This is a genomic window from Chryseobacterium viscerum, assembly GCF_025949665.1.
GTDB lineage: Bacteria > Bacteroidota > Bacteroidia > Flavobacteriales > Weeksellaceae > Chryseobacterium > Chryseobacterium viscerum_A.
Map to the genome: position 1 here is coordinate 3,055,223 of NZ_JAPDFT010000001.1, position 26,797 is coordinate 3,082,019.

At 35.9% G+C, this 26,797-nt stretch carries 26 protein-coding genes; 16 read left to right on the forward strand and 10 right to left on the reverse strand.

Annotated features, from left to right (window positions below; translation table 11 throughout):
• The first annotated feature begins 22 nt into the window (after window positions 1-22).
• Entirely contained in the window at window positions 23-580 is a 558-nt protein-coding gene (locus tag OL225_RS13775) for an AAA family ATPase (RefSeq protein WP_264518631.1), read from the forward strand.
• Between the two features lie 85 nt (window positions 581-665).
• Window positions 666-1,184 carry a HEAT repeat domain-containing protein gene (locus tag OL225_RS13780; RefSeq protein WP_047374147.1) on the forward strand — a complete coding sequence of 173 codons (519 nt, stop codon included), beginning with the start codon at window positions 666-668 and terminating at the stop codon, window positions 1,182-1,184.
• 228 nt (window positions 1,185-1,412) lie between these two features.
• Here the strand turns inward: OL225_RS13780 and OL225_RS13785 are convergent, their stop codons facing one another.
• The gene (locus tag OL225_RS13785) at window positions 1,413-3,002 is read right to left on the reverse strand and encodes an ABC-F family ATP-binding cassette domain-containing protein (protein WP_264518632.1); all 1,590 of its coding nucleotides are present in this window, start codon (window positions 3,000-3,002) and stop codon (window positions 1,413-1,415) included.
• A 398-nt stretch (window positions 3,003-3,400) separates the two neighbouring features.
• Between OL225_RS13785 and OL225_RS13790 the strand changes: the two genes are divergently transcribed.
• The 6 genes from OL225_RS13790 (at window position 3,401) to OL225_RS13815 (ending at window position 8,637) form a co-directional block, all read left to right on the forward strand.
• Window positions 3,401-3,955, forward strand: coding sequence for a phosphoribosyltransferase (locus OL225_RS13790; RefSeq protein ID WP_047374145.1), 555 nt, complete (start codon window positions 3,401-3,403; stop codon window positions 3,953-3,955).
• Window positions 3,956-4,082: 127 nt separating this feature from the next.
• Window positions 4,083-4,661, forward strand: a complete 579-nt coding sequence (locus OL225_RS13795) for an adenylate kinase (protein ID WP_047374143.1) — start codon at window positions 4,083-4,085, stop codon at window positions 4,659-4,661.
• 63 nt (window positions 4,662-4,724) lie between these two features.
• The gene (gene obgE / locus OL225_RS13800) at window positions 4,725-5,708 is read left to right on the forward strand and encodes a GTPase ObgE (RefSeq protein ID WP_047374141.1); all 984 of its coding nucleotides are present in this window, start codon (window positions 4,725-4,727) and stop codon (window positions 5,706-5,708) included.
• A gap of 215 nt (window positions 5,709-5,923) precedes the next feature.
• Window positions 5,924-6,412, forward strand: a complete 489-nt coding sequence (locus OL225_RS13805; protein ID WP_264518633.1) for a DUF6438 domain-containing protein — start codon at window positions 5,924-5,926, stop codon at window positions 6,410-6,412.
• Window positions 6,413-6,508: 96 nt separating this feature from the next.
• Window positions 6,509-7,147 (forward strand): porin family protein, encoded by a 639-nt coding sequence (locus OL225_RS13810; RefSeq protein WP_047374137.1) that lies wholly within the window; start codon window positions 6,509-6,511, stop codon window positions 7,145-7,147.
• A gap of 188 nt (window positions 7,148-7,335) precedes the next feature.
• On the forward strand, window positions 7,336-8,637 hold the full coding sequence (locus tag OL225_RS13815; protein WP_047374136.1) for a DEAD/DEAH box helicase: 1,302 nt from the start codon (window positions 7,336-7,338) through the stop codon (window positions 8,635-8,637).
• Window positions 8,638-8,696: 59 nt separating this feature from the next.
• Here the strand turns inward: OL225_RS13815 and OL225_RS13820 are convergent, their stop codons facing one another.
• The 7 genes from OL225_RS13820 to OL225_RS13850 form a co-directional block, all read right to left on the reverse strand.
• Window positions 8,697-9,458 carry a TatD family hydrolase gene (locus OL225_RS13820; RefSeq protein ID WP_264518634.1) on the reverse strand — a complete coding sequence of 254 codons (762 nt, stop codon included), beginning with the start codon at window positions 9,456-9,458 and terminating at the stop codon, window positions 8,697-8,699.
• A gap of 5 nt (window positions 9,459-9,463) precedes the next feature.
• Window positions 9,464-9,985, reverse strand: coding sequence for a DUF4269 domain-containing protein (locus OL225_RS13825; protein ID WP_264518635.1), 522 nt, complete (start codon window positions 9,983-9,985; stop codon window positions 9,464-9,466).
• Entirely contained in the window at window positions 9,986-10,936 is a 951-nt protein-coding gene (locus OL225_RS13830) for a GSCFA domain-containing protein (RefSeq protein WP_264518636.1), read from the reverse strand.
• Between the two features lie 73 nt (window positions 10,937-11,009).
• The gene (locus OL225_RS13835) at window positions 11,010-11,981 is read right to left on the reverse strand and encodes a polyprenyl synthetase family protein (RefSeq protein WP_047374128.1); all 972 of its coding nucleotides are present in this window, start codon (window positions 11,979-11,981) and stop codon (window positions 11,010-11,012) included.
• 101 nt (window positions 11,982-12,082) lie between these two features.
• Window positions 12,083-13,225 carry an inorganic phosphate transporter gene (locus OL225_RS13840; protein WP_047374126.1) on the reverse strand — a complete coding sequence of 381 codons (1,143 nt, stop codon included), beginning with the start codon at window positions 13,223-13,225 and terminating at the stop codon, window positions 12,083-12,085.
• Window positions 13,226-13,238: 13 nt separating this feature from the next.
• Window positions 13,239-13,877, reverse strand: a complete 639-nt coding sequence (locus tag OL225_RS13845; RefSeq protein ID WP_047374124.1) for a DUF47 domain-containing protein — start codon at window positions 13,875-13,877, stop codon at window positions 13,239-13,241.
• Window positions 13,878-14,029: 152 nt separating this feature from the next.
• The gene (locus OL225_RS13850) at window positions 14,030-15,745 is read right to left on the reverse strand and encodes a DEAD/DEAH box helicase (protein WP_047374122.1); all 1,716 of its coding nucleotides are present in this window, start codon (window positions 15,743-15,745) and stop codon (window positions 14,030-14,032) included.
• A 227-nt stretch (window positions 15,746-15,972) separates the two neighbouring features.
• Between OL225_RS13850 and OL225_RS13855 the strand changes: the two genes are divergently transcribed.
• The 8 genes from OL225_RS13855 to OL225_RS13890 all read left to right on the forward strand — a co-directional run bounded on the left by OL225_RS13855 (window position 15,973) and on the right by OL225_RS13890 (window position 24,768).
• Window positions 15,973-17,283, forward strand: coding sequence for a TolC family protein (locus OL225_RS13855; RefSeq protein ID WP_264518637.1), 1,311 nt, complete (start codon window positions 15,973-15,975; stop codon window positions 17,281-17,283).
• A gap of 3 nt (window positions 17,284-17,286) precedes the next feature.
• Window positions 17,287-18,552, forward strand: coding sequence for an efflux RND transporter periplasmic adaptor subunit (locus OL225_RS13860; protein ID WP_264518638.1), 1,266 nt, complete (start codon window positions 17,287-17,289; stop codon window positions 18,550-18,552).
• Window positions 18,553-18,645: 93 nt separating this feature from the next.
• A complete protein-coding gene (locus OL225_RS13865) occupies window positions 18,646-19,395 on the forward strand; it encodes an ABC transporter ATP-binding protein (protein WP_264518639.1) in 750 nt (249 codons plus the stop codon).
• 24 nt (window positions 19,396-19,419) lie between these two features.
• A complete protein-coding gene (locus tag OL225_RS13870; protein WP_264518640.1) occupies window positions 19,420-20,649 on the forward strand; it encodes an ABC transporter permease in 1,230 nt (409 codons plus the stop codon).
• A gap of 114 nt (window positions 20,650-20,763) precedes the next feature.
• Window positions 20,764-21,429, forward strand: a complete 666-nt coding sequence (locus OL225_RS13875; protein WP_264518641.1) for a DUF2461 domain-containing protein — start codon at window positions 20,764-20,766, stop codon at window positions 21,427-21,429.
• 288 nt (window positions 21,430-21,717) lie between these two features.
• The gene (locus OL225_RS13880; RefSeq protein WP_047374110.1) at window positions 21,718-22,512 is read left to right on the forward strand and encodes an FkbM family methyltransferase; all 795 of its coding nucleotides are present in this window, start codon (window positions 21,718-21,720) and stop codon (window positions 22,510-22,512) included.
• A gap of 8 nt (window positions 22,513-22,520) precedes the next feature.
• Entirely contained in the window at window positions 22,521-24,020 is a 1,500-nt protein-coding gene (locus OL225_RS13885; protein ID WP_047374108.1) for a lipopolysaccharide biosynthesis protein, read from the forward strand.
• A 67-nt stretch (window positions 24,021-24,087) separates the two neighbouring features.
• A complete protein-coding gene (locus OL225_RS13890; protein ID WP_264518642.1) occupies window positions 24,088-24,768 on the forward strand; it encodes a TMEM175 family protein in 681 nt (226 codons plus the stop codon).
• Here OL225_RS13890 and OL225_RS13895 read toward each other — a convergent pair whose 3' ends face one another.
• Together OL225_RS13895 and OL225_RS13900 are read right to left on the reverse strand one after the other, a co-directional pair.
• Window positions 24,769-25,812, reverse strand: a complete 1,044-nt coding sequence (locus tag OL225_RS13895; protein ID WP_264518643.1) for a hypothetical protein — start codon at window positions 25,810-25,812, stop codon at window positions 24,769-24,771.
• A gap of 117 nt (window positions 25,813-25,929) precedes the next feature.
• Complete coding sequence (locus OL225_RS13900; protein WP_264518644.1) at window positions 25,930-26,784, reverse strand: glycosyltransferase family 2 protein; 855 nt, start codon at window positions 26,782-26,784, stop codon at window positions 25,930-25,932.
• Window positions 26,785-26,797: the final 13 nt, after the last annotated feature.

The following is a 26,797-nucleotide window of genomic DNA, read 5'->3' on the forward strand; positions in this document are numbered from 1 at the left end:
CAGATTTAATGAATAAGAAATTATGAGAATACATATTTTCGGAGCTTCAGGTTCCGGGGTTACCACTTTAGGAAAGGCTTTGTCTGATAAACTCAATCTTGAATATTTTGACAGTGATGATTTTTTCTGGCTAAAAACTCAAAATCCTTTTACAGAAAGACAAAATCCTGAAATGAGAAATTCAATTGTTTCGGACAAACTTCACACGGCTGAAAACTGGATTTTTGGAGGCTCAATCATTCATTGGGGTGAAAATATATTTCCGGCATTTGATCTGATTATTTTCCTTTATCTTCCTCCAGATGTACGACTGGAAAGACTCAGAAAAAGAGAGATCGAAAGATATGGTGATGAAATTATTACCAATCCTGAAAGAGCAAAAAAATTTCATGAGTTTATGAACTGGGCTAAGGATTATGATCACAATACCGGCATCGCCAACAGAACTTTAAAAGCGCATCTTGAATGGCTGTCTGAAATGAATACTCCTTTGATTGAGCTTTCAGGTGATTATGATCTGCCTCAAAAGATGGATATCATTCTGGATAAAATAAAACAGGAAAACCTTCAGGCTAAATAGAGATTGTGTCGCTTTGCTGGCAATGACCGGAGTTCTCAAAAGGAATTGTTAATTTAGGGCACTGAAAAAAACAAAATCAATCACCATGACTATAGAAGAACTTATAAAAGACAAGACTGTAAAATCAAAAGAAAAAGTTGACATCATCAGCAAATGGATTATCGACACCTCTTTACCTGCCGATGAGCTGATTGCTTTCGCTGAAAAGTCAAAAGATCCTGTAAAAGCAACCTGCATTGAAGCGATAGAATATGCTACAAAACAAAATCCCAGCCTTGCGGATGAAACCGTGTTTTCATTTGTCACCCAAACGCTTACCGAAAAAGCACCGAGAATAAAATGGGAAAGCGCCAAAGTGATAGGCAATACAGCACATTTATTCCCAGAAAATCTGGATCAGGCCATTAGCAACCTTTTGGGTAATACAGAACATGAAGGAACTGTGGTACGCTGGAGTGCTGCATTTGCATTAGGGGAGATTTTGAAACTGAAAACCCCACACAATTCTACCCTGCTTCCTGCCCTTGAAGGTATTAGTGAGAAGGAAGAGAAAAACAGCATCAAAAAGATTTATCTGGACGCAATTAAGAAAACAAAGAAATAGTTTTTAAAATGTATAGAAAATAAAAACCTGGAAATTGATTTCCAGGTTTTATTATAATAGGTTTGGGCTAAAGCCAATGGAATTTTATTGATTTTGAAAGACGGGCTAAAGCCCGCCCTTATTGAATATTTCCTACATTATTCATTCGCAGAAAATAAATAATTAGCATTTCGTGGAAACCACATAATATTTAGATTCCTACGTAATGACAAAGTCTGAATATAGCTCTTAATCCAACAAAACCTCACTATCCACCCCAATCTCTTCCAGAAAAACTTCGTCATGTGAAATAACTAACAAAGTTCCATGATAATCTTTAACGGAATTGGTAAGAATTTTCACATTCTGAAGATCGAGATTATTGGTGGGTTCATCAAGGATGATCATATCCGGAGTATTGTTACTGATGGAAAGTCCGCATAGAAGTAACCGTAAACGCTCACCTCCGCTCAGTACACCACATTTTTTGTCCCAGGTATTTTTACCGAATAAAAATCTGGACAGCAATGTTTTCACTTCAGATTCCTGTAATGCACTGTCATTAAAAGTCTGTACAAAATCATAAAGCGAAGAATCATTATCAATCAGTGAATATTCCTGATCAATATAGATGCTGTTAAACTCAGCCCTGTCTATTTTCCCTTCGGAAGGTTCAATATTTCCCAGCAGAAGTTTTATCAACGTCGTTTTCCCTGATCCGTTTGAACCCTTAACTGAGATTCTATCTCCACTCCGCACCTCAAGACTGACATTTTCCTTCCATAGTTTTTCCATTCCATAATTGAAGTTGATATTTTCAGCGTCAACAAGAATCTTTCCCGAATGCAGATTGGAATCATTAAAGTTCACTTTCATCTGTTCAGCATTCTTTAAAGAGGAACGAAGATCTCTCAAGTCACCCGAAATCCCACTTATTTTCTCAGCGTGTACACTTTTCAGCTTTGAGGTGTTTTTCTCAGCATTATTCCGGAGCGTATTCATCATAATTCTCGCTACTCCGGATTTTTCCTGCTTTCCTTTACCTCTTGCATCCAACTTTTGTTTTCGCTCCAGTGTTTCCCGTTCTTTTTCTTTTGCTTTTTTCAATGCCTTCTCTTTTGTATGGATATCATTATGCAAAGCTTCCTTCTCCACTTCTTTTTGTTCTGCATAAAAATCATAGTTTCCACCATATGTGGTAATTCCCTGATTACTTAATTCGAATATGATATCAACAAGATTAAGCAGATTTCGGTCGTGGCTTACAATAACTACTGATGCATTTGTTTTATCAATAAGGTCATACAGTAACTTTCTTCCCTCAATATCCAGATGATTGGTTGGTTCATCCAATATGATAATATCAGGTGGATTGATCTGAATTCCGGCAAGAAAAACTTTCGTCTTCTGGCCGCCACTCAGGCTTTCCAGCTTTTGAGTTAGTTCAAAGTTTTCAAGTCCCCAATATTCTAATGCCTGCTGGCAGCGCTCTTCAATATCCCAGTCGTCATTCAGAATTTCAAAATAAATTTCATCCACTTCTCCATTAGTGATTTTTTGGAGAGCATTCAGTTTCTGATCTATTTTCAGACATTCAGCAATGGTAAGATGATTGAAGTTCCCAAACATTTGAGGAACATAAAAGATATGACCTGGAATAGTACTATTTCCGCTTAAAGGCTGTATTTCGCCCGCAATAATTTTCAGCAGGGTTGATTTTCCCATGCCGTTACTGCCCACCAAAGCAGATTTGGTGTCAGATGGTATTGTTAAATTGGTATTATTAAATAGAAGATCTCCTCCCGGAAACCCAAAGGATATATTTTGCAGTAAAATCATGATTTCTTTCTTAAAAAATGGTTGAACACCAGTAACATCTTGGTTACTGTTTTTATGAATCTGAAAGAAATGATATCCTACATGTCTGTATTTTTGGGTTTTGAAAGAACAAAGATACTCATTTTCCTCAATATGTATTTTTCATAAATTATCAGGATATTTATCATCTCTTTTTTCTTCTGTATCTCAAACACCAAACATTTATTTACTTTCAAAGAACTCATTTTTTGAGGTTATACCATTCTATATCGTTCAATCACTTATACTTATTCTGATTTAAACAGACTTCATCATGATACTCCATTCCGTCACTCCTAAACCGTCAAACTTTCAAACTCATAAAAACAGGAAAGTATTTTAATCAAAAATCCGTAACTTTGCCTCCTACTAAAAATTTTATGGAAAGCATTAAAGTTCACGACAAAACTTTCGTTCCTTATTTAAAGGATGCCGAAATTCAGGAAATTGTAAAAGAGACAGCGTTAAGAATTTATGAAGATTATAAAGATGAAGTGCCTGTTTTCATTGGCGTTTTAAATGGGGTGGTGATGTTCTTCTCAGATCTTTTAAAATATTACCCAGGGGAATGTGAAATTGCCTTCATTCAAATGAGTTCTTATGTAGGAACTGAATCTACAGGGATTGTTTATCAGAAAATGGAACTTACCAAGGATGTGAGAGACCGTCACATCATTCTTGTAGAAGATATCGTAGATACAGGAAACACTGTTGAGAGTCTTTTCAAATATTTCAAAGAAACGCAACGTCCTAAATCTGTAAAACTGGCTAGTTTCCTACTGAAACCTGAGATCTACAAGAAAGATTTCAAGCTGGATTATATCGGAAAGGAAATTCCAAACAAATTTGTACTTGGATACGGACTTGATTATGATGAATTGGGAAGAAACCTACCTAATTTATATCAATTGGAAGACGGACAAATCAACCATTAATTATTGTCATTAGCTACTGGCTATTGGCTGTTAGCTTTAAAATTTAATCGAAATAAAAGTAAAATATTAACTTAAAAAAGCTAAAAGCCAACAGTGTATTGCTAACGGCTGAAAGCGTATCAACATTATGATAAACATTGTTCTGTTCGGCCCTCCAGGAAGTGGAAAAGGAACACAAGCTCAGAATCTAATCGAAAAATTTAATTTAAAACAGGTTTCAACAGGTGATCTTTTCAGATACAATATGAAAAATGACACTGAACTTGGAAAACTGGCTAAGTCATACATCGATAAGGGAGAATTGGTTCCGGATCAGGTAACAACAGATATGCTGATCGATGAGATCAAAAAACCTACTGATACCAATGGTTTTATTTTTGACGGATATCCAAGAACAACTGCTCAGACAGAAGCTTTGGAGACTATCGTTAAAGAAGTACTGAATGACGATATTGACATCTGTCTTTCATTGGTAGTAGAGGACAAAATTTTGGTTGAAAGACTTCTGAAAAGAGGTGAAACCAGCGGAAGATCAGACGACAGCAATGTAGAGATCATCGAAAACAGAATTAAAGAATATTATACTAAAACAGCAGAAGTTGCCGAGCTTTATAAGCAGCAGGGTAAATATGTAGAGGTAAACGGTGTTGGAGAAATTGATGAGATTTCCCAAAAACTTTTCGCTGAAGTAGAGAAAATTAAATAATCGGGATACGGGTGCGGGATAGGAAATTTCGTCCCGTAGCCTGTAACTCGCAACACAAACTATATGTCTAACTTTGTAGATTACGTAAAGATCCATTGTAAAAGCGGACACGGAGGTGCTGGTTCTGCCCACCTTCGCCGTGAAAAGTATATTCCTAAAGGTGGTCCTGACGGTGGCGACGGAGGTCGTGGCGGACACGTCATCATGAGAGGAAATGCTAATGAATGGACTTTGCTTCCACTCCGATACACCCGTCACATAAAAGCTGAACGAGGTGAAAACGGAGCGAAAAACCAGCTGACAGGAGCTGACGGTTCTGATATTTATATTGATGTTCCCATTGGGACTATCGCTAAAAATGAAGAAGGTGAAATTATCGGAGAGATTCTTGATGACAAGCAGGAAATCATTTTGATGCAGGGGGGAAAAGGAGGAAAAGGAAACGAACATTTCAAATCTTCTACCAATCAGACTCCAAGATATGCTCAACCCGGAATGGATGGTGAAGAAGGCTATGTTGTCTTTGAGCTTAAAATTTTGGCAGATGTAGGACTTGTTGGATTTCCAAACGCTGGAAAATCTACACTTTTAGCATCTGTTTCTGCAGCAAAACCAAAAATTGCCAATTACGCTTTTACAACCCTGACTCCTAACCTTGGAATTGTAGATTACAGAAATTACAAGTCTTTTGTAATGGCTGACATTCCCGGAATTATTGAAGGAGCAGCGGAAGGAAAAGGATTAGGACACAGATTCCTGAGACATATTGAAAGAAACTCTATCCTGTTATTTTTAATTCCTTCTGATTCTGAAGATCACTTCCAGGAATTTAAGATTCTTGAAAATGAGCTGAAGGAATATAATCCAGAACTTTTGGATAAGGATTTCATTATTTCTGTTTCAAAATCTGACCTTTTGGATGATGAACTGAAAAAAGAAATTGCAGCGGAATTCCCAGAAAACAAACAGCCTCTGTTCTTCTCAGGTGTTACCGGAGAAGGCCTTATGGAACTGAAAGATGCCATCTGGAAACAATTGCACGGATAGAAAAACATTGATTTATTAGTTTTATTTTAAATAGAACTGCATCATAAAAAACAGCCTCAGGAGAACCTGAGGCTGTTTTTATTTATAAAATTACAAATGAAAAAGAACTTTCTATTCCTGGCCACTCATCAACACTTTTATATTTAACATAAAAACAAAAGAAAATTTTATCTTTTGGAACAATTATTGGGAGACACTCTGAAATTGAAAAAACTATGAAATATTTACTGGGCCTTTGTGCATTTATATTCTTACTTTCCTGTACTTCTCAGAAAGTAAACTCCAAGTATTCTAAGATTGAATATGAAGCTACTCCCTGTTTTGGATTCTGCCCTGTTTTTAAAATGACAATCAGTCCGGATAGAACAGCCATTTTTGAGGCAGAACATTTTAATTTTAATAATAAGCCTTCAAAAGATGAGTTTTCCAAGCCGCGTGAAGGAACTTTTAAAGGAACCATTAAAGAAGAAGATTATAATAAATTAATCAGTTTGCTTGATGGCTTAAATGCAAAAGGTTTAAGTGATAAATACGGAGAGCATAATATTACTGACCTTCCAACCTCTTATTTAAGAATCAAATTCGCTGACGGAACTTCAAAAAACATTGAAGATTACGGAAAAAGCGGAAGTGAAAAGCTTTCAGAAGTCTATCAATTTTTTGAAAACTTAAGAAAGAATCAACAATGGAATAAAGTGAAATAGTTTCACTAAAAAAATATTTAAATTATCTTTGCAACAGTAATTCCTTCATTTGGAGGAATTATTTTTTATAAAAACTATTAACCATTTAAAATCAATATGAAGAAGAACATTTTTTTCATCGCAGTATTTGCTTTCTCAGCAATATTTAATGCACAAGAAAACACAAAAGATCCGGCATCTATGAGCTTTGGTGTAAAAGGAGGATATTCCTTATCCAATATGAAGTTTTTTGGAAATGGAATTGATTCAAAATCCTATTTTTACGCAGGTATCGTAGCAGAACAACCCTTATCTTCTAAATTTAGCTTGCAGGCTGAACTACTGTACACTCAATTGGGTGGTAAAGATGCTTATCCCTGGTACCAGTTGGTAGGCAGTGAGGTGGTAGACATGGGTGATATGCACTTTGATTACAAATTCAATCAGATACAGGTTCCTATTTCAGTTAAATATTATATTGTTCCGGACCTTTCTGCTTCTGTAGGGATGAACTTAGGATTTAACATATCATCCAAAGTAAAAATGAATACTGTTTTTGGAGAGACTGAAACCCACAATTACGAATCTTTAAAAACCTTGAATTTATTTCCGTTCCTGGGTGCAGAATATAAGATTAATCAAAAGTTTTTTGTTGACGCCAGATACAATTTTAATTTTATAGAAATAAATAAAAACAATTCAGTTCCTATTAAAATTGGATTTCTACAGGCTGGTGTAGGATATAGATTTAAATAAAAAATAAATTTCACATCAATAAAATGACTACTCAAATCCGGGTGGTCATTTTATTTTACATGCTTAGAAATGTCTTTACAAAGATGCAAAACGCTAAAATAATATCTTAATTTTTTTTAAACTACCTTTGCAGAATGTAATTCTTTCAGACTGAAGGAATTTTTATTTAAAATTTTAAAATAATTCATTTGAATTTTACAGACTTAAACTTAATAGAACCTATTGCAAAAGCAATTCAGGAGCAGGGATACACGACTCCTACTCCTATCCAGGAAAGATCAATTCCTGATATATTAGATGGCAGAGACTTTTTAGGCTGCGCGCAGACAGGAACTGGTAAAACAGCTGCTTTTTCTATTCCTATTCTACAGAATTTATCCAAAAATAAGATTCCCAATAAACATATAAAAGCATTAATCCTTACGCCAACCAGAGAACTGGCCATTCAGATTGAGGAAAACATTAATGCTTACGGTAAATATCTTCCATTAAAACAACTTGTTATTTTCGGAGGGGTAAAACAAGGAAACCAGGAAGCTGCTTTGAGAAAGGGAGTTGATATTCTGGTAGCAACACCTGGAAGACTTCTGGACTTTATTGCTCAGGGAATTATCAGCTTAAAAAACCTTGAGATCTTTGTTCTAGATGAAGCAGACAGAATGCTGGATATGGGTTTTGTACATGATGTAAAAAGAATCATTAAACTTTTACCTCAGAGAAGACAGACTTTATTTTTCTCAGCAACAATGCCGGGGGAAATTCAGAAGCTGGCTAATTCTATCCTTAATAATCCTGTAAAGGTAGAGGTTACTCCCGTTTCTTCTACAGCAGATACTATCAAACAATCCGTTTATTTTGTTGAAAAGGAAAATAAACTGAATTTACTAACTCACATTCTTGAAAATGATATTTCAGATTCAGTACTGGTATTTTCAAGAACGAAGCATGGTGCAGATAAGATCTCAAGAAAACTTCAGAAAGACAATATCTCTGCTGAAGCCATTCATGGCAATAAGTCTCAAAATGCGAGACAAAATGCTTTGAATAACTTTAAATCCGGGAAAACAAGAGTTCTTGTCGCTACGGATATTGCTGCAAGAGGAATTGATATTGACGAATTGAAATTTGTAATCAATTTTGAGCTTTCCGATGTTTCTGAAACGTATGTACACAGAATCGGAAGAACAGGAAGAGCAGGAGCTGAAGGTAATTCTATATCTTTTGTAGATGGTCTTGATCTTTTGAATCTAAAGAATACAGAAAAGTTAATCGGAAAGAAAATCCCGGTAATCAAGGACCATCCGTTCCATACCGATGATCTTGTTGCCCAGAAAAGGGATTCCAATAATAAACCTATGCATGCAGGTGGTGAGAAACCTAAAACAGGCAGTAATAATTCAAGGCCGAATAACAACCGCAAAAAGCCTTCTGCAGGAGCTTCAGTAGGGTTTAAAAAGCCTAAGAACAAGAATTTCACAAGAAAGAAATAAAAACAACCCCTTTTCAACATTGGAAAGGGGTTTTTATTTATCTTAAAATTACAGTTTCGCTACTTAAAAAGATTCTTTGCATTTTCTGTCGTGATGCGGTCTATCTCAGAAAAATCTTTCCCATAGATATCCACCAGCTTACCAGCTACAAGATCAAGATAGGAACTTTCATTTCTTTTTCCTCTGTGAGGAACCGGAGCCAGATAAGGAGAGTCTGTTTCCAGGACAATTTTATCCAGAGGAATTTCGCTCAGAAACTGGTCTATTTTTCCATTTTTAAAGGTCACTACTCCACCGATCCCTAAAATAAAATTAAGTTCAATAGCATGCTTTGCCTGTTCCAGATTTCCGGAAAAGCAATGGAAAATACCTCTCAGTTTCGGATGTTTTTTTCTTTCTAATACTTCAAATGTCTCATCAAAGCTTTCTCTTGTATGAATCACAATCGGAAGATCTTTTTCTATTGCCCAGTCAATCTGCTGTTCAAAGGCTTTCACCTGAATATCAAGTGTTGTTTTATCCCAATACAGGTCAATTCCGATCTCTCCAATTGCTGGAAAGTGTCTTTGATCAAGATAATTTTTTACAATTTCAAGTTCTTTTTCCCAAGATTCCGGTTTTACGTAACAAGGGTGTAATCCCATCATTGAAAAAATATGTTCCGGGTATTCTGTTTCCAGCTGCAGCATCTTCTCATGAGATTCAGCATCGATGGCAGGAAGATAGAATTCTGTAATTCCTTTATCTAAAGCTCTCTGAATAGCTTCTTTTCTGTCTTCATCAAATTCTTCTGCGTACAGATGTGTATGTGTATCAATCATTTTATTTAAAATTTCAATAGATCTTCGTAAGGATTTTCAAGTCCCAGCAATATTCCGAAAGCGGGTTCTGTCTTTATCCCCTGTTTTTTAAGTTCTATTATTTTTTGTTTAAATTTTTCTCCTTTTTCCTGTAATATTTTGTATTCGGCAACCATATGAAGGTATGCATTCTGCTGTGTTGTAGGCTTATTCTGTCCGAAAATCTCGATGGGGAAACCTTCAAGCATAAAGTTTAATGTAATACATTTCTCACCATTTACAATGGGATACTCCACTTCTGCATCGTGAGAAATAAGCTGACTAAATATTAAATCATCCAGAAAATCTTGTTCATATTTTAAATCCACTTCGAAAATAATATCCAGATCGCTTCCTTTGATGTCAATTTCTATAGGAACAGTTCCTGCTAAAATGGGAGAATAGTCTTTCATTTTCTCAAAAACGTGATACTTTGTCAGAATTTCGTAGGCTTTTTTCTGTCTTTCATTTCCGCTTTTCAGATAGTCAATTTTTGTAAAATCAAGCATTTAAAATATTTTATGTTTTACTTTTTTACGCTGGATTTCAATTCTTTGATCTAATTTATCCCTGAATTCTATAAACTTTGGATCTTTCTTATCACTCGTTTTGTGCTCCAGAGCCTTCATAATCTTGAAGTTTTCTTTAATAAAATTCTGGGTATCACCTGAAAAATAGGCATTTCCAAATTTTTCAAAAATATAATTAACCGCCTGTGTGCTGGGATGAATCATGTCTTCTTTATAAAAACGGTAATCCCGGAGGTCGTCCATCAAAATCTCATAGACTGGCAGGTAATGACAGTCTTCAAACATTGAAATAGACTCATGGATAGCTGTAATTAATTTAGATTTACTTAACTGGTTTTCTACCATTCCATCTTTAGTGTGTCTTACGGGTGAAACGGTAAAAAGGATTTGTACTCCTTCTTTACAAATATCTTTGAGATCAAGAATCGTCTGATAAATTGAGCTTGTCAGCTCCTGATGAGAAAGCAGCCTTTTTTCAAAAAACTTTTGTGGAATTTTGTGACAGTTGGCCACCAGTTTGTTCTTGGGAAGAAACTCATAGATAAATGAAGATCCATAAGTGATAATGATCCAGTCAGCTTCCTGAAGAAAGGCATTTCCGGCTTCAATAGCTCCATTTATTTTATCAAGGGTCTGATGAATATACCGGGTATCAAAACTGGTGTGATGATCCAGAGAAATATATTCTTCATTATAGGTAATCAGCTCTTCTTCTTCGTAAAACGCAGAATCATGTAATCTATTAATTGCGTTATTGATTGAAAAAGGGTTAAATATTGTCCCAAAGGGGTTGTTAAGGGTCTGAAGTTGTCCATCATGAAGTAAATCTGTCATTTCAGAGGCAAAACATGAACCTATTGAAAATATTTTATTTTCAACTTCAATCTTCTTATCTGAGGCAGGAATATCAACTTCTGTTCTGAATTTCATTTATAAGGGATTAGGATTTAGGTATTAGGGCTCAGGCTGTCTAATTCCTAAGCCCTAATTCCTATAACCTTATTTAACTTTCTCTTCTCAACAAATAATTTGCCAGTTCTATAAAAGGTTTTTTCTTTTCTTCAGGAACATCTATTTTCTGAAGATAACTTTGTCCGATTTCATTATGTTTTTCAATCAGACGTAAAGCTTTTTCGTCTACTTTTGTTCTTCTGAATATCTTTTCTACGCCATAAACTTTATCAACGTTTTCCGTCTTTTTAGAATACCAGTAATCCAGTTCTTTTCTTTCTTCATCGGTAGCATGTTCTCTTGCTAACAAATACAGAACGGTTTTCTTGTTTTCGTAAATATCTCCGGCATGTTTTTTCCCAAACTGTGCCTGATCTCCGAATACATCAAGATAATCATCCATAATCTGGAATGCGATTCCGATATGTTTTCCGAAATTGAAAATAGCTTTGGCATCTTTAAAATCTGCTCTTGCAATTAAAGCTCCAATTTCAAATGAAGAAGCACTCAAAACTCCTGTTTTATAAGTAATCATTCTGATGTAGTCATCAAAAGTAACGTCTTTCTGTGTTTCAAAGTTGATATCATACTGCTGCCCTTCACATAGCAGAAGCCCGGTGTGGGTAAATATTCTGATACATGCTTTAAAGATTTCAGGCTCAAGGTCCTCAAAAAATTTATAGGCTTTAAGCATCAGCCCGTCTCCGGAAAGAATTCCTACATTAAGACCATGTAAAGTATGAATGGTAGGCTTGTTTCTTCTTAAAGGAGCTTCATCCATAATGTCATCATGGATCAGCGTGAAATTATGGAAAAACTCGATAGCCAAAGCCGGCTTAATTGCCTGCTTAAGATCTCCGCCGAACATCTCACAAGCCATCAGCACCATAATAGGACGAAGACGCTTCCCGCCATGGGAAATAATATAATTCATCGGGTCATACAGCTCCGAAGGTTTATCTTTAAAAGTATATTTTGTGATGGCGTCCGCAACAATCTGCTGGTATCTGTCTAAAAATTCCATAAAATCTTTTAATTTGAACAAAAATACGATTTTTCGGGGCTTTATAAAACAAAAAACTTTGCCCAAACGGACAAAGTTTATATAATTGTATGATTTGTTTTTTAGAAAAGGAAGGTTACCACAAGATAGGTAATTCCTGCTACTATTGCAGAGATTGGAATGGTTAGAACCCAAGCCCAAAGTAAGCTTACCGTGATTCCCCATCTTACTGCTGAAATTCTTTTCGTTAATCCTACCCCGATGATAGAACCTGTAATCGTATGTGTAGTAGATACAGGAATCCCGAAGTGATCTGTAATAAATAAGGTAATAGCACCCGCAGTTTCTGCACTTACTCCTTCTAATGAAGTTACTTTCGTAATCTTCGTTCCCATTGTTTTGATGATCTTCCAACCCCCACTCATTGTCCCTAAAGCAATGGCAATAAATGATACTAAAGGTACCCAGATATAATGCTGTGCAAAATAATCAAAACGTCCCGCAGAAGGAATATTCAAATACTGTGCATCCTGAAGCATATTGACGTGATAATAAATTACCGCCGCTCCAATGATTCCCATTACTTTCTGAGCATCATTCAAACCATGTCCTAAGCTGAACAGAGCTGATGAAGCCAACTGTAATCTTTTGAAAGATTTGTCTGCTTTGTGTGGATTTGATTTTTTATAAAGGTGTACAATAATCAATGTGATAATGATGGAGATAATCATCCCTATGATTGGTGCCATGAAAATGAACAGGAAGATAGGAATAACTTTATCAAACTTTACCACACCCTGATGAGTTACCTGGCTGAAAGCTTCTTTAATAGTGCCCCAAATTCCAAGTTCCGGCTGTGCTGCTGCCACATCATGATAATCCATCATGAAAGCATGCATAAGAGCCGCTCCAAGGAAACCTCCGATCAGCGTATGTGATGATGACGAAGGAATTCCGAACCACCACGTAAGCAGGTTCCAGGCAATAGCTGCCACAAGACCGGAAAATATAACTTCTAAGGTGATAAAATTCTCGTTAACTGTTTTGGCAATTGTATTACCAATTTTGAATTCTCCAATAATATAAGCAGCAATAAAGAAGGCTGCAAAGTTCCAAAGCGCTGCCCAAAGTACAGCCTGGAATGGAGTTAAAACTTTTGTAGAAACAATAGTCGCAATTGAGTTGGCTGCATCATGAAAACCATTGATATAATCGAAGATCAGGGCCAACGCAATAATAACTACAAGTAAAATCGGAAATTCCATTTTTTGCTATGTATTAGGCGTATTTAATCATGATGTTCTCAATTGTATTGGCAACATCTTCTGCTTTATCCGTTACAATTTCAAGGTAGTTCAATACAGATGAAACTTTAATAATGTTGATTGCATCATTAGTTTCAAATAAGTCTACCATTGAATTGGAAAGCAAATCGTCAGCAATATTCTCAATAGAGTTCACCTTAATACAAGCTTCTTTCACCTGTTCCATGTTTTTGAACCCTTTAAGGTTTTTCATTGCATTCTGAATTTCAAGACATGCTTTATGGATCAATAAAGAGAAGTCTGAATAAGCCTTCATCTCAGGTGATTTGTAAAGGAAAATATATTTTGTGGAAGCGTAGATATAATCAGCGATATCATCCAATCCTGTTGCCAATGTGTGGATATCCTCACGGTCAAAAGGTGTAATGAAGTTTTTCCCTAATTCTACGAAAATTTCGTGAGTAAGTTCATCATTCTTGTGTTCGAAGTCACTCATTTTCTTCAGCATAGAATCATCATTAAGATCGAAATCCTTGATTCCTGTGTTGAAATCTTCTGACATTGCAACTAGATTTTCAGTTACCTTTTCGAAAAGTACAAAGAAGATTTTATCTTTTGGTTGAAAAGCGTGGAAAATATTACCAATTCCCATTTTTTAGTATTTATAATTCGTGTGCAAATTTCTTAAAAAAGGATTGCACGTGAAACTATATGACATTAAGTTTTGTTAACATTCGCTTAACCACTGATTATCAAATAAAAAAACCGGCTTTAAAGCCGGTTTTATATAGTAATTGATGAGATTTAGTTTGCAACTTCAGCTCTCATATCTTTTCCTTTGAACTTCATTGATTGAATATTGCTCAAGACATTGTCTTTAAACGATTTTTCAACCTCAAAGAAAGAGAATTTTTCCAGGATTTCAATATCCCCGATTTCAGCTCTTTTCTTGGATTTTCCATCAGCAGTAGCCTTATTGATAATATCCAGAACATCAAGCTTCTTCAAGTGGTCTTTTTTCCCAAGATTAAAGAAGAATCTTACCATACTCTCATCTCTTCTTCTTGGTTTTCCACCACGATCTCTGTCTCTTCCGCGATCTCTGTCTCTGCTGTCTCTGTTTTCTCTATCACGGCCTCTATCTCGGTCTCTATCACGTCCACGGTCTCTTCTTGAGTAATCATCATCTCTGCTGCTCAATTTCTGCTCAACAAGATCGTGTTTGTCTTTGTAATATAAAGCAAGATCCTTCAATTGGAATTGTAGCAGCTGGTGCACCAATTCTTCTTTTGTAAATTTGCTTAGATCCGGAATTAGGCTGTCATCAAATTCGAAAAGATCCTCGTGCTCCGTCAATAATTTTTCGAATACACCTCCTACCTGAGCTTTGATAATATCATCACCAGTAGGAATGAATTTTTCGTTGATTTCAATTTTTGTTGCAGATTTGATCTGTTTCAGTTTTCTGCTTTCTTCAGGCTTTATCAAAGCCATAGAAATACCGTCTTTTCCAGCTCTACCTGTTCTTCCGCTTCTGTGAACGAATACTTCAGGATCATCTGGTAAAGAGAAGTGAATAACGTGAGTAAGAGAGTTTACATCCAATCCTCTTGCTGCAACGTCCGTTGCCACAAGAATATCAATGTTTTTCAATCTGAATTTCTTCATTACCGTATCTCTCTGTGCCTGAGAAAGGTCACCATGAAGAGCATCTGCTGCATACCCGTTCTGCATCAGGAAATCTGCTACCTCCTGTGTTTCCATTCTCGTTCTACAGAAGATAATGGAGTACTGATTAGGGTTAGCATCGATCAATCTCTTCAACGCTTCTTTTTTCTGACGGTACCCTACTACATAGTATTCGTGAGTAATGTTCTTCTTCACTTCGTTGATAGAACCTACTGAAATACGGTGTGGTTTTGTAAGGTAATTTTTGGAAATTCTTTCTACCTCTTTATTCATCGTTGCCGAGAATAAGAAAGTTTGTTTAGTTTCCGGAGTTTCGCTTAGAATGGTTTCCAATTCGTCTTTGAATCCCATAGAAAGCATTTCATCGGCTTCATCTAATACCAACCAATGAATAGCAGAAAAGTCAAGTGCTTTTCTGTTGATAAGATCAATTACTCTTCCCGGAGTTCCCACAATAATCTGTGGTTTATCCTTCAAAGATCTCATCTGATCTACAATACTACTTCCACCATAAACTGCTGTAGTTTTGATGTCTTTCATGTACTTAGAGTAATTCTTTATGTCCTTCGAAATCTGAAGACATAATTCCCGTGTCGGACAAAGCACCAATAATTGGATTTTGCGACTCGTATCGTCAATCATATCCAAAATCGGAAGCGAAAACGCTGCTGTCTTGCCTGTCCCTGTTTGCGCAAGTGCGATCAAGTCGCGAATATCTGAAAGAATAAAAGGGATAGTCTGTTTTTGGATTTCTGTTGGGCTTTCGTAGCCCAGTTCGCCAATTGCCTTAAGGATATCAGGACTTAAATTGGTTTCCGTAAATAAATTCATTAACTATTTTAAAATTTTTGCAAAGATACAATAAATATTTGACTTGTTTTTGAATAAAGTTTTAAATATACAAACTTAAATTCAGAATCTTTTAATATATCTTTAATTTTTCGAAAATTAAATGTAAAAAAAACACCCTTAGGTTAAAAACTTGTTAAACATTATTTTTTTTTATTAAATTGGATTGATTTTTTCTGTGTTATTTATGAATTTTCAAAAATAAAACCATGGAACGTAAATTTTTCTTTTTGATATTCTTATGCATAGCCTTGGAAATATTTTCCCAAACGCCCAATTATCCGGCTGCCTGGACGCTGGAAAATTGTATTGAATACGCAAAGGAGAATAATATTTCTATTAATTCTCTAAGGCTTTCAAAAAATGCTGCACAACAGGATCTCCTTCAGGCAAAAGATGCAAAATACCCCAACTTAAGCGGAACTGTTTCACAAGGATTATTTGCCCTCAACGGAAGTGACGGACTTCATCTCACAGGTGCACAATCTCAAAATATCGGAGCCAACTCTTCTATGACCCTGTACCATGCCGATTACATAAAAAACAATGAAATATCTAAAAATATATTGGTACAAATGGCTGATCTTTCCGTACAGGAATCACAAAATAATATCACCCTGAATATTACTCAGGCATATCTGAATATTCTGATGAATCAGGAAAATATCATCTCTCTTGAAAATGTACTGAAAACAACCCAAACTCAATTAAAACAAGGAGATCAGCTCTATAAAGCAGGAAGTCTTTCAAAGTTAAATTATCTTCAGATCCAGTCACAGGTTGCCCAGGATCAATACAACCTCACGTCTGCTCAAAATAATCTGCGGACCAACACGGTTAATTTAAAACAAATTCTTCAGCTTCCTTCTCATTACGATTTTCAGATTGTAAAACCCGACAGCATTATTGTAGAGGATCAGTTGAAACCATTAGAGGATATTCAAAATATAGCACAAAACCAACGCCCCGAAGTAAAATATAGTGAACTGAACGTAGAAAATTCCAATACGAACCTTAAAATAGCTAAAGCATCTGTTCAACCCACACTGAGCCTGGTAGGAAATATCTCTACCAATTACTCAAACGGTAATGGAAATTACTTTAATCAACTCGGAAACAATTTTTATATGCCTATCGGATTAAGTCTGGGAATTCCGATTTACAATAACAGAATCTATAAAACACAGATTGAGAAATCAAAAATCGCCATTGAACAAGCCAATCTTGATTTACAAAATACCAAAACCATTCTCAATCAACAGGTGGAACAGTCGTACATCAACCTTCAGAATGCTTTATCCCAATATGATTCGGCTTTAAAACAGATGGATATCAGCAAACAGAGCTATGATATTGTAAATGCCCAAATGAAACTTGGCAGTATTGATTATGTGCAGCTTCAGCAACAGAGACTGCTTTATATACAATCTGTTCAGAATTATCTGCAGGCCAAATACACTGCAGTTCTCAATAAACAGATCTACGAATTTTACGCAGGTAACCCTATAAATTTAAAGTAAGCTATGAAAACAAAGAATAAAAAATGGTTGTACTGGGTTGTGGGCAGCATCATTGCTATAGGTGCAGTCTGGTTTTTCTTCATCAGAGAGAAAGAAATAAAAATACAGCTGGAAACTGTAAAACCTGAAATGGGAGAGATTTCAAACTCTATTACCGCTACGGGAACTATTCAACCTGTGGATACTGTTGCTGTAGGTACTCAGGTGTCCGGAATCATTAAAAATATTTACGTTGACTTTAATTCTACAGTGAAAAAAGGGCAGCTTCTGGCAACTTTAGATCCGGATCTGCTTCAGTTTCAGTCACAGCAGATCAAGGCCAATCTTCAAAATGCAAAAAGTAATCTTGCTTATAACGAAATCAATATCAGCAGACAGTCACAATTATACAAAGTTGGAGCTATCAGCAAAGCGGATTATGATAATGCCACCAATCAATACAATGCTGCAAAAGCACAGGTAGGTTCTGTAACCGCCCAGCTTTCTACGGCCAACAAAAACCTGTCTCTTACGAATATATATTCTCCAATAGATGGAACCATTCTTAACAGGAACGTAAGTGAGGGGCAAACCGTAGCTTCAAGTTTCAGTACTCCCACCCTTTTCAGTATTGCTAAGGATCTTACTAAAATGAGGGTGCGTGCTTCTGTGGATGAGGCTGATATTGGAAATGTAAAAGTAGGCCAGAAAGCAACGTTTACAGTGGATGCTTTTCCAGATGAGACATTTGACGGTCAGGTCTCCGAAGTCCGCCTCCATCCTACCGTTTCATCAAATGTGGTCAATTATACTACCATCATCAACGCAGATAATTCAGGTTTAAAACTGAAGCCGGGTATGACGGCAAATATTACAATTTACACACAGGTTGTTGAGAATGTTATGAAAATTCCGGCAGCGGCAACCAGCTTCAGACCAGATAGTTTGGTTATCAAAAAATATAAAATAAATTCTCCATTTGCTAACGGTAAAAAACATGAAAAAGGCCAATGGAAACAACAGAACAAAGGAGCTGAAAAGAAAAATGAAGCCGCCGTCTGGATCATTGAAAAGGACAGCACCATTTCCCGTAAAAAGATAAAAACCGGAATGGATAATGACACTGAAATACAGGTTGTCTCAGGATTAAATAAAAATGAAAATATCATCACCGGTTATAAAGTTTTGTCAAAAAAATCTTCTGGCGGACAGGCTAAAAGCCCATTCATGCCTCAAAGAAGAGGTGGTGGAAATAACAGAAACAGTGGCGGTGGCGGCGGACCAAGATAACCTAAATTGTAAAGGATTATCAAACCCAACCAGACTAACCAGCAACCAGCAACGAAACAACCAACAACCAGCAACTAATAAAACAAAAAAGTCATGACAGAAAAAATTCTGGAGATCACGAATCTGAAAAGAGAATTCAGAATGGGCGAAGAAGTTGTTCATGCACTGAAAGGCGTCACATTTACGGTGGAAAGAGGTGAGTTTGTAACCATTATGGGAAGCAGCGGCTCTGGAAAATCTACCCTGCTTAATATTATTGGCTGTCTGGATAAACCATCGGATGGAGACTATATCCTGGATGGTGTTAATATTAAAAACCTTGACCGTGATGAACTTGCAGTTCTGAGAAATCAAAAAATCGGTTTTGTATTTCAGTCTTACAACCTTCTTCCCAGAACCACAGCAAAAGAAAATGTAGAACTTCCGCTTCTTTATAACTCAAAAATTTCTACAGAAGAGCGTCACAAAAGAGCTCTACAAGCTCTGGCAGCAGTAAAACTTGAAAGCAGAGTTGATCATCTTCCCAACCAGATGTCCGGAGGGCAGCAGCAAAGAGTTGCTATTGCACGGGCTTTAGTGAATGAACCTGTAATGATTCTGGCGGATGAAGCCACCGGAAATCTGGATACCAGAACTTCGTATGAAATTATGGCACTTATGCAGGATCTGCACAAACAGGGCCGAACCATCGTCTTTGTGACCCATGAACCTGATATTGCCACGTTCAGCAGCAGAACAGTAACCCTCCGGGATGGAAAAGTAATTAAAGATGTAAAGAATGATAATATAAAATCTGCCAGAGAGGCCCTTGATAACCTTCCGGTAAATGATGATTACAAATAGCTTTAAACTTAAAAAACCATTGCAATGAATCTCTCAAACCTCTTCAGAATTGCCTGGAAAGCCCTTTTACGGAATAAGCTTCGTGCATTTTTAACCATGCTCGGTATTATTATCGGTGTGGCTTCAGTGATTGCAATGACTGCTATTGGAGAAGGTTCAAAAAAAAGCATCAGCGATCAGCTTTCTTCAATGGGATCCAATATGATTACCATACGTCCTTCCAGCAACGTGAATGTTTCCGGAGGAGCCAGAATAGGAGCTTCGGGGTTACAGACTTTGAGACCGCAGGATGCTGATGCTATTTCAAAGGGAGCGCCTGATGTTTCTTATGTTTCTCCTGCTGTGCAGACCAACGGACAGTCTATCAACGGTCCTAACAACTGGCCTACCCAGCTGCAGGGTGTAAATGAAGAATATTTCAATATCAGAGACTGGAGCATTGCAGATGGCAACCTTTTCACCAGAAAAGATGTGACCTCATCCAATAAGGTCTGCCTTTTAGGACAAACGGTTTACAACAGCTTATTTCCTAACGGTGAGAACCCTGTAGGAGCCGTTATCAGGTTCAATAAAGTTCCCATGAAAGTTATCGGAATACTGGCTCCCAAAGGTTCCAATGCGTTCGGGCAGGATCAGGATGATGTTATTATTGCTCCTTTCAATACTGTTCAGAGAAGATTTTTAGGAATCACTTATGTTCAGACAATTTACGCAGCTTCTTCAAACGAGAATACTTCACAACAAGCTACGGACCAGGTTTCAGAGATTTTAAGAAAACAGCATAAACTACCTTCTGACGGAAGCAATGATGATTTCAGCGTAAGAACTCAGGCTGAACTTATTTCTACCATGAGTTCTACCAGCCAGCTCTTAACGGTACTTTTATCAGCCATTGCCGGCATTTCTCTTATTGTAGGAGGAATCGGAATCATGAATATCATGTACGTATCAGTTACGGAACGAACCAAAGAAATAGGACTGAGAATGTCTATCGGTGCCAGAGGAAAGGATATCCTGTATCAGTTTCTTATTGAGGCTGTACTTATCAGCATCACCGGCGGAATTCTTGGGGTACTTTTAGGCATTCTGTCTTCGGAACTGGTTACTTTTTTCCTTTTGTGGCCTACTTTCATTACGGAATCCTCCATTATCATTTCCTTTATCGTGTGTGCTGTGACCGGAGTATTTTTCGGATATTATCCTGCATTGAAAGCTTCAAAACTTGATCCTATTGAGGCATTAAGATATGAATAGTTTTTGTACATTTGAATAGTGGGTTTTAAGTTTCGGGATTCGGGATTCGGGGTTTGGAATTGAGAAACTGTTTCAAATCCAACTTAGCAACAACAATAAAACACCTTACACAATATGTCTGCAAGCATTTCTTCCAAAACATTTGATTTTTTAAACAAATTAAATAAAAACAATAACCGAGAATGGTTTAATGAACATAAAAACCTGTATACTGAATCTCAGCAAAACGTTATTACATTTCTGGATGAACTGATTAAAGAGATGTCCGGTTTTGATGAAGAACTTGCTAAAATTGACAGTAAAAAAGCCTTGTTCAGGATTTACAGAGATACAAGATTTTCAAAAGATAAATCTCCTTATAAAACCAATTTCGGAGCATCTCTGGGAATGGGAAAAGGGAATCAGAAAGGAGGTTACTATCTTCACCTGGAATCTGGAAAATCCTTTTTAGCCGGAGGTATTTATATGCCAGAGTCTTCTGTTTTGAAAGAAGTTCGTAAAGAAATATCGGTATACGGTGATGATTTTCTTAAAATTCTCAACAATAAGGATTTCAAAAAGCACTTCCCTGAACTTGACCAGGATGACAAACTGAAAAAAATCCCCCAGGGTTTTGAGAAAGAGGATCCTATGGGAGAATATCTGAAACTTAAAAATTTCATTGTAGTATATTCTTTAAAAGATGAAGAAGTACTGGATAAAAATGCAGTGAAAAATATGAACAAAGTTTTCAAGCTGATGAAACCTTTCAATGATTTCCTTAACACTCCTTTTCTTTGATGCTCTTATCGTCAATGAGTTACCGGTTTTCCCATCCACAGTAGACATAGATTTCAAGGATAATTGTGTACATCTATTCTGGTCGGAATTACGCTTCCACACAATGTTTTAAAAGAAATATTCGTAGGATGCAGGTGCCTCTGTGACAAATTGAAAATACGTTAAATTCAACAGGTTACAAAAACAAATTTTAAATATTCATATTGAGAATCAGGTTATTATAATTAACATTTTTTAAGAAAAGTTTTACATTTTTGCTTATCTTTGCTGTTCGTCAAAACGCATACGATGTCTTTATACCAAAAAATCGCAGAAAAGCTACAATATATAAGCCCGAATTTCTATAAAAAAAGATATTTCAAAACGTTAAATAATCTTAATAAAAATAATTTTTCGGAACGCAATGTAGAACCGGAGCTGGTATGGATCAAAGAATACCTTCCTAAGAATGCTGTTATATTGGACATTGGTACGAATGTAGGAACTTTCCTATATCAGTTGGAAAACACTTTGAACCACGATAACATTTATGGTTTTGAACCCAATAAAAAGCTTTACCGTCGATTAAAAAGACTGTTTCCGGCAATGCATATCTTTCCTCTGGCTCTTTCTGATGAAAATATAATTGCCGAGTTCAAAGTACCTGTTATTAACGGAAAAACAATTGCTTCCCGTGGCACTTTAAACACTTCTTACAAAGAAAAAGGAGAAGAAAAAAGCTATACGGAAAAAGTAAAAGTGATCAAACTGGACGAATGGGCAGCACTGGAACATTTCAAAAGGCTTGATTTTATCAAAATAGACGTCGAAGGAAACGAAATAAAAACGCTTTTCGGAGCAAGAGAAACCATCCGACAGTTTACGCCGACATTAATGGTCGAGATGGAGCAAAGACACCATCAAACTCCTATATGGAATGAAATATCAGAAGTAATGAACTGGGGATATGAAGCAAAATATCTGAACAGAAACAGCTTTACTCTGGAAAGTCTTACAGAGGACATTATAACACAAAATACAAACGACGAAAAAAATAAAACTCAGTACATCAACAATATTATTTTTATACCTAAAAACATTTAAAAAAACTTATGAGTGTAGTAGCGAGACAAGGCTTCAAATATTCCATTATCGGTTATATTGGGTTTTTGCTGGGCACAGTTTCCGCAATATTCATATTTCCGAATGATTTTGAATTTTATGGAAAGCTGCGCTACATTCTTCCCACTGCAGAAATGCTGGTTCCTTTTGTAGTATTGGGAATTTCCTATTCAAACGTGAAATTTTTCCACACGGTAGAAAGAGACGGTAAAAAACAAAACATGCTGTCATTGTCGCTGCTCACTGTTTTTATCAATTTTCTTATTTTCACGGTTGTATTTTTTATACTTCCTTATTTTTATCCAAAGTTCAGGCACTCAGAAGCATGGAAGATCAAAGAAATGATTCTTCCTCTGATTTTAATCCTTTCATTTTGTGCTATTTTCAATAAATATACTTCCAATTATAAAAGAATTGTGGTTTCCAATATTTTCGACAATCTGTTTCCGAAAATAGCAAACCTGGGAGCTTTCTGCCTTTTTTTCTTTGCCTTATCACAGAATATTACCGCTGCAGCATCGCAGAAAATAGCTTTTGCTTTCTTTTTTGGAATCTTCTTTTTAATGCTTTTGGGGTATATTTATTACACCAACAAACTGGAGAAAATCAAGCTTGATTTTAATACGGATTATTTTAAGAAGAATAATTTCTGGAAAGAGTTTTTCAATTACAGTTTCTTCGGATTCCTGGGAACTTTTGGAAATTATCTGGCGATCAACAGCTTTATGATCGGAGAATTTATGGGAATGGAAGAGGTAGGAATCTATTCTGTTTTATATGCCCTGATCTCATTAATCTCTATTCCACAGCTTGGATTGTTTAATATATCTGCTCCTATCATCAATAAAACGCTGGCAGACGGAGATATGGTAGAACTGGACAGATTTCACAAGAAAACATCTTTAACATTATATTTCCTTGGCGCTGTTTTATTCTCATGCATTATGGTGGGATTCCCGTATCTGACACAATTTATGCCCAAGAACGGAACTATGCTAAGAGAATATGAGCCTGTAGTCTGGATCTGGGGTTCTGCTGTACTGATAGATCTCGCAACAGGCTTCAACGGAAATATTATTTCTCTTTCAAAATATTACAGATTCAATATTCTGGTGATGCTTTTACTGGCTGGGTTAACTATTGGGCTTAATTATTATTTCATTAAAAATACAGATCTGAAGCTGATCGGAATTGCTTTATCTACAGCTATTTCTCTTACTATTTACAATGTTGTAAAAATCGTTTTCAATTATATTGTATTTAAGGTTTCGCCTTTAAGCATTGAAATGATTTTTGTCTCTATTATCTGTACTTTAGCTATTACAGTGGCTATTGTTCTTCCCAACTTCAACAGCAATCTGCTTAACCTTGTTTACAAACCTGCAGTTGTTCTGATACTGATCTATATCGGAAATTATTTCACCAAAATATTCCCGGTTGAAGATTATTTGAATGTAAAATTTATTAAGAGTATTTTTAAGTTTAAGTAAAAAAAATACTACATTCGTAAATATTATATAAATAGATTAACCGAGTATTATATAATATGAAATCGGTATGACTCAGAAACAACAACACACATCTTTTAGTGATAAGCATCCTAAGCAGGATTTTCAGGTAGAGCGCTTAGCTTTTTTTAGTGATGCAATTTTTGCTATTGCTATTACCCTTCTTATTATAGAGTTTAAAATTCCGCATATAACTAAAGAAACCACTTTTGATAATGCATGGGAACAGTTAGTTGAGCTTAAGTACAATTTTTTTGCTCTTTTACTGAGCTTTTTTCTCATTGTAACCTATTGGATGCGTCATCATTTTCTATTTAAGCATATTCATAATTACAATAAGCAAATTATAATAGCCAATATGATCATGCTGCTACCCATTATCTTCTTTCCTTTTACTACTGCTTTTTTTGCTGAGAGTGTGGACAATAAGAATGTTGTTATATTAGCATTTAGATTTTTTCTGTTAAATCATATTCTTGCGGGGCTTGCCATTTATATCCTTTATTGGCTCGCCATTGTAAAACACAAAGAATATTCTTTTGAAATGACTTTAGTGGAAAGAAAAAAATTCACTTCTGACCTGCTATTCACAACAATTACTTTCTCAATTATATTTTTAGTAACTTTTTTGACTAACAATGTTCAGACTGTTTTATTCGTATTTCTTGTATGTGGAATATCAAAAAAAATATTTGATACATTCGTAAAAAAAATAATCAGAAAAGCGTAATTATTTAATATGATTATTCAAAATATTTTCCAGGTTTTTTAAAATTTCCTTTTTGCTATATTTTTTTTGAAAATCAAAATCGACCGCTGATAATTTACCCCATTGCTTAAGAATGTTTTCTTCTTCCGGAAGAATAAATTCTAAATTTGACAGATAGTTTTTTGGAAAAACAGCCAGTTTCCCATATTTAATGGCATCCCCAAGATTTCCCGTCATTTTCGTCACTCCATAAGTTTCTTTCATGCTAAAAAACTCTGTTTCCTGCTGAATGGGGCACCAAAGAATATCCGCTTTCTGCATCCATTTATCAAAATCTTCAGTAGAAACTCTTTCAGAAAAATAAGTAATGCTGATATTTTCAGGCAGCCGTTGAGACAGTTGCTCAAGCCGTTTTAGTTCATGATCCTTTGCTTTTCCAAGGAATACAAACTCACAATGCTGATCTGTCTTTACATTCTGAACAGTCTCAAAAACATAAGCATAATCCCTTCTCTTCTGTGAAACTCCACCTGGAATAATCACAATCAGATTATCATTTTTAATTTTATCAAAATCTCTGGTGTAAAACAGTGGCAAAAACTGATACCTATCCGAAATCAGTGCTTCATCCAGTACAAAAAGAGAGCCGGATGTCTGATAAACTTTAGTTTTGTAAAACAACCCTTCTTTCAGCCATAGTTTTAATCTGAAGATAATATCTCCTTTGAAAACACTTTTCATCAGATCCAGCTTTGAAGCGTTTGTAAAATTAAGATTATGGACAATGACTGCCGTATTGTACTTTTTTGTTACCGCCAAAAATGTATTAAAATAACGATGAACAGTTCCTATGACCACCAGATCGTACCCTTTTCCCTTCAGCTGATCCAGAATCATAGAACTATCTGATAAAAATACAGCTTCATCGCGATGACTTACCTGATCTTTGATCCTTTTTGAAAAATAATAGTCTACTGCAAAATCCTGAGATCCTTCCATAGCATCCATGAAAGCCTGGGCGATTTCTGCGTGGGTATCTATTTCTATGTAAGCTATTTTTTTCACGTTTGGGAGTTACATCTTAAGTTTTGGCTAAAGCCGATGGATTTTTTATTTTTCATTAAACGGGTTAAAACCCGTTTCTATTGATGAACATTTATAATGTATAAGATAATTTATCTCCTACATCTTCAGCCATTTTTTTTTCAGCATTCTCCAACGCTGATCATTAACCGCTTTTTGTTCTTCTTTTGTAATTTTGAGCTCTATTTTTTTTGATCTGCAATTTTCATAGGAATTTATAATATCAAAGAAAAATGATGGAGATTTGCTTTTCATGGCTTCTTTTGAAGAAGCTATATAAGCCAGAAACCTGTTAAGACCTAAGAAATAAAAGTACCTGCCATAATAATCTGCAGGACGTATGGTGTAATCGGCTCCTTTTACTTTTATCAGCTTCACATGGAGTTCCGGAAGAACAACTTCCTTCCATCCCAGATTTTCCAACAATATGGAATCAATATTATCCCAACCCAATGTTTCCCTTAAGCCTCCGATCTGGATAAAACATTCTTTACGGTAAGCCTTCATAGGCCCTCTTACGTGATGTTTATTAGAATTTCCTTCATAGACCCAGCTTCCTTCTTTTTCTATATACAAAAGCCCTCCTACGAGTCCGTATACCGGGTTATTGGCAAAAGCTGTTTCTACGGCTGCTAGATAATTGCTGGGAAGGATGATATCGGCATCAAATTTACAGATGATATCAAAATCATCCATAGATTGTGTCCGGAGACCATTTTTAAAAGCATGCACTACTTTAGATCCTGGCTGATGTTCAGATTTCTGAAGGTTGATCGTTTCAAAGCGGGCATCAGTTTCTGTATATTTTCTGATGATTTCAGGAGTTCCATCTACAGAACCGTCATTCACTACCACTACTTTAAAATCTTTGCTGCTTTGCTGCTGTAAAGAATCAAGTGTAAAGGAGAGATTGTCTTCTTCGTTATGAGCAGGAATTATGATTAAAAACCTCACGAATTATGGTATA